Genomic DNA, 4,298 nt, shown 5'->3' with positions numbered 1-4,298 from the left:
CCCCCGCCGGGCCAGTACCCGCCCCCGCCGGGACCGCCCCCCTACGGCGGCCCGCCTCCCGCGGCCGGCGCCCAGGACTTCAAGACGGCGCGCCTCGCCGCCATGGGGATCGACATCGGGATCGGTGTCGGCGTGGGAATCGTCGTTTTCGTCATTATCCGGATCATCTCGTCGGCGATGATTGAATCCATCCTCTCCTTCAGCCGCGGAACCCTGATCGTCCTCTGCATCCTGCAAATGGTCCAGTTCCTGGTCATCGGCGCCTACTACCTGGCGCGGGACATCCTGGCCGGCGCGAACAGCTGGGGAAAGAAAATCATGAAGATACGGGTCGTCGATGCCGCCACCGGCGGGCCCATCTCCCTGATGCAATCCATCCGACGCAACCTCGGTTTCGGGGCCTTCGCCATCGTGACGGGCGTGCTCCAGATCGTGCTGCTGATCTTTGTCATCCTCGACCCGTCTCTTTTCGTCGGGGCCCTCTACACCCTGCTCTACACCCTGCCGGTTTCTTTGCTGGGCCTGGCCTCTCTGGCCTACGCCATCTGGGAGTTCATCAACGTCCTCAACGCCCCCGAGGGGCAGCGCTGGGGAGACAAGTTCGCCGGCACCCGCGTGGTGCGCTGAAGGGGGGGCCGGACCGCCGGCCGTCTCCTGTCCGGTTTCAAAAGGAAAACGCCCGGTTTGACCGGGCGTTTTTTTTTAGGGGGGGAGTGCGGGTCAGCCGCCGCAGCGGGTGACGTTGCCGGCGACGGTCTCCAGGGCGTGGGGCAGCACGGGGAGGAGGGCCTCCAGGCCTTCCCGGACCCCCTTGACGCTCCCGGGCAGGTTGACGATCAGGGCCCGGCGCCGCACCCCCGACACCGAGCGGCTCAGGACCGCGGTGGGGCTTCTCCGGTACCCCTCCATCCGGAGGAGTTCGGAGAGGCCGGGAACTTCCCGCTCGATGACCTTGCGCGTGGCCTCGGGCGTGAGGTCGCGGGGCGCCAGCCCGGTCCCGCCGGCAGTGACCACCAGGCTGGCCTCGAAGCGGTCGCAGATCCCGGCCATGACCGACGCCAGCGGCTCGAGGCCGTCGGGCACGACCCGGACGAAGACCACGTGAAAGCCCGCACGCTCCAGGACCCGCTGGCACTCCGGCCCCGACAGGTCTTCCCGCTCCCCCCGGAAGCAGGAGTCACTGACGGTGATCACCGCCGCGCTGAAATGGTGCCTCTTCTCCCTCGACACATGAATATCCATCGTCGTAACACTCCTTCTTCCAGATGGGGACCGCCGCCTTGATGGCGTCGATCAGGTGGCGGCACGCCTCGAAGGCCGCCGCCCGGTGGGGCGAGGCCACGCCGATCCACACGCTGGTCTCGCCCGGCGCCGCGGGCCCCAGCCGGTGGACGACCGCCGCCCGCCGCAGCCCCCAGCGCCCCGCGGCCTCCTCGAGCAGCGTGCGCAGGGCCGGCAGGGCCATCTCCTCGTAGGCCTCGTACTCCAGGCGGGTCACCCGCCGCCCCCGGGACGTGTCCCGGACCGTGCCGGTGAAGGTGACCCGCGCCCCGCTCCCGGGATCGCCCAAAAACGACAGCAGCGGCCCCTCGTCGATGGGCTCACGGGTGAAAGCGGCCAGGATGGGGGAAGCGCACATGGGAAACCTCGTGGGAAAATCAGAAATCGTCAGACTGAAAAAGGCGGAAAATTGAGTTTTGGCATCAATGGGAACCATGGGAGTTATGAGAGTTATGGGAGTCATGCGAGTCATGGGAGTCATGCGAGTCATGGGAGTCATTGAGCGGGAATGCGCAGAGACCGGCACCCTCCATAACTCTCCAAATTCCCATAATTCCCATTACTCCCATTACTCCCATGACTCCCATAACTCCCATAATTCCCATAATTCTTTCGGTTTGTGCCTCCCGTCTCCTCTCACATCGCCTTCCTCAGGCACGCCGCCAACTCCTCCTCCGTCAACTCCACCGGGTTGTTCCGGATGGAGCTGGTGGCCCGGGCCTGTTCCACCAGGAGAGCCACCGCAGCGTCTGTCACACCGAAAGCCGACAGCCGGGGAATACCCAGCTTCCCCGTCAAGCTCTCCAGGGCCGCGACGCCCGCGGCGGGGGCTTCGCCCTCCCGGAGGTTCGTGCGGCCGGCCAGGACCCGTCCGACCTCGGCGTAGCGCGCCAGCGCCGGGCTGCCGGGGAAGCGCGCCCTCATGGCCGCCACGTTGGCGGCCATGACCGGGGCCAGGAGGGCCGCGCAGGCGGTCCCGTGGGGGATGCCGAACCGGGCGCCCAGGGGCGCGGCGAAGCCGTGGACGGCCCCCAGCCCGGCGTTGGCCAGGCACATCCCGCTCCACAGGGCCGCCAGGGCCATGTCCTCGCGGGCGTCGAGGTCTCCGCCGTCCGCGAAGGCCCGCGGCAGGGCGCGCACGGCGCGCCGGAGCCCTTCCCGGGCGAGCAGGTCCGTCAGGGGGCCGGCCTTGCGCGACACGTACGGTTCGATCAGCTGGGCCACCGCGTCCAGCCCGGTGGAGGCCGTCACGTCCGGCGGGACGGTCCGTGCCAGCTCGGGGTCAACGAGGGCGACGCGGGGCAGCAGGTGGATCGACCGGATGCTGGCTTTGCAGGGCGGGTCCGTGCAGGTGATGACCGCGTTGCGGGTCGCCTCGGAGCCGGTCCCCGCCGTGGTGGGGATCGCGATCAGCGGCGCCGCGGGCGGCACCACGGGGAGCCCCTTCCCCACCACCTCCAGGTTATCGTGAACGGAGCCGGCCCCGTGGAGCAACCCCGCCACCGCCTTGGCCAGGTCCAGGGCCGCCCCGCCGCCGACCCCCGCCACCATGTCGCACCCCTCGGCCCGCGCCCGCCCGAGGGCGTCCTCGACGTCGGCGACGGAGGGCTCGCCCCGGACAGGGTGAAAAACGACCGGGATACCCGCTTTTCGCAGGGTGTCCGAGAGGGTGTCCAGGGTTCCGGATTGTTCCAGGTACGCCCCGCCCCGGACGACGAAGACCCGTCGCCCCAGGCCGGAAGCGGCCTCGCCGAGGCGGCGGAGCGCGCCGCGTCCGAAGAGGATCCGTTGGGCGGTGGCGAATTCGAAGTCCATACCCGGGAAAAGGCGGGGGCGCCGGGCGCGGTCAGCGGCCTACCAGCCGCTCTCGTCCGGGAAGAGGCTGACGTGCCTGACGCCCTCCCGCTTGCAGGCCATCCAGCCGGCGACAGCGTCCCGCCACGCGAGGTAGTGCGGGGTCTGCTGGTGCCGGGTGAAATCCTCCGGGGTCCGGTACGCCTCGTAGAGGAAGAACCGGCACGGCTCCTCCGTGGCGCGCAGGACGTCGAAGCGGAGGTTGCCCGGTTCCTGGCGGGTCGCGAGGTGATTTTCCCGCGTCGCCTCGATGAAACGTTCCTCGAAACCCGGTTCGACGCGAAGGGTCACGCAGACGACGTACATCCCGCCCCCGCGTCAATTCATGGTCTTGCCGAGTTCCTGGAACGCCTGCCCGGCCTTCACCATGCGCATGGCCGCCTGCTGGACCTCGGGGTCCTGGGCGTAATTCTGGAGTTTCTTGGCCATCTCGGGGCCCTGCATGGCGCCCGCGGACTTCATCAAGCGGAAGAAAGCCGGCTTGATCTCGTCCGGCGGGTCCTTCAATTTGCCCAACTCCGGGTGGCGACGGGCCACGGACTGGATGTCCCCTTTCATCGACTCCATCTGGTCGGCGAGCAGGTTCATCGCGCGGGCGACATCCCGGGCGGACGTGGCGTTCTGGATGGATCGCGAGAACCGCTCCATCATGCCGCTCATGCGATCGAGCACCTCGACGATGTCGGAATAGTTCCCGGAAGGGGTGACGGTGGCGGGCGTCGACCCGGCGCCGGGCTGGGACCAGTCGGGCACGGTCGTCCCGCCCGTGCTGGTGGACCCCGTCGGGCCCGGCTGCCCGGGGGCGGGGTTGGCGCCCGGGAGATCGAGGATGCCCGCGAGCCCCCCGGCCTGACCCATCCCGGAACCGACCTTGCCGGCCTGGCCGGAGTCGGCCCGCCAGGTGTCGGACGCCGACCCGGTGGGGGTCGCGGTCCCGGAGACCGCGGCATCGGTTCGGGCGGTCGAGGACTGCTGGCACCCGGTCAGGACGGTCAGGCCCAACGCCAGGGCGGCCAAGAGGATCAGGTTCTTATTCATGGGGCTCCCCCTTACGGAAATTGAAGGCACTATACGCGTTCGGGCGGCCGCCTTCAAGGGAAAAAGTACGCGCCGCCTGCCGGGCGGCGCGGAGGTTGTTCACCGGAGTGCGCCGCCCGGCAGAT

6 protein-coding genes are annotated in these 4,298 nt (G+C 69.2%); 1 reads left to right on the top strand and 5 read right to left on the bottom strand.

What is annotated here, in order from left to right; all coding sequences use genetic code 11:
* Window positions 1-627 (top strand): RDD family protein (locus KA419_19655; protein ID MBP7868152.1); only part of this gene is annotated, 627 nt, incomplete at its 5' end.
* A gap of 93 nt (window positions 628-720) precedes the next feature.
* On the opposite strand, the gene KA419_19650 is transcribed toward KA419_19655, so the two are convergent.
* The 5 genes from KA419_19650 to KA419_19630 form a co-directional block, all read right to left on the bottom strand.
* Window positions 721-1,242, bottom strand: coding sequence for a MogA/MoaB family molybdenum cofactor biosynthesis protein (locus KA419_19650; protein ID MBP7868151.1), 522 nt, complete (start codon window positions 1,240-1,242; stop codon window positions 721-723).
* Window positions 1,178-1,639, bottom strand: a complete 462-nt coding sequence (locus KA419_19645) for a molybdenum cofactor biosynthesis protein MoaE (GenBank protein ID MBP7868150.1) — start codon at window positions 1,637-1,639, stop codon at window positions 1,178-1,180. The genes KA419_19650 and KA419_19645 overlap by 65 nt, the downstream gene beginning before the upstream one ends.
* A gap of 278 nt (window positions 1,640-1,917) precedes the next feature.
* Entirely contained in the window at window positions 1,918-3,096 is a 1,179-nt protein-coding gene (locus KA419_19640; GenBank protein MBP7868149.1) for an iron-containing alcohol dehydrogenase, read from the bottom strand.
* A gap of 39 nt (window positions 3,097-3,135) precedes the next feature.
* A complete protein-coding gene (locus KA419_19635) occupies window positions 3,136-3,441 on the bottom strand; it encodes an antibiotic biosynthesis monooxygenase (protein ID MBP7868148.1) in 306 nt (101 codons plus the stop codon).
* 12 nt (window positions 3,442-3,453) lie between these two features.
* Window positions 3,454-4,173, bottom strand: coding sequence for a hypothetical protein (locus KA419_19630; protein ID MBP7868147.1), 720 nt, complete (start codon window positions 4,171-4,173; stop codon window positions 3,454-3,456).
* Window positions 4,174-4,298 lie beyond the last annotated feature (125 nt).

This window comes from Acidobacteriota bacterium, assembly GCA_018001935.1.
Lineage (GTDB): Bacteria > Acidobacteriota > JAAYUB01 > JAAYUB01 > JAAYUB01 > JAGNHB01.
This window is presented reverse-complemented; position numbering and strand designations above follow the sequence as displayed.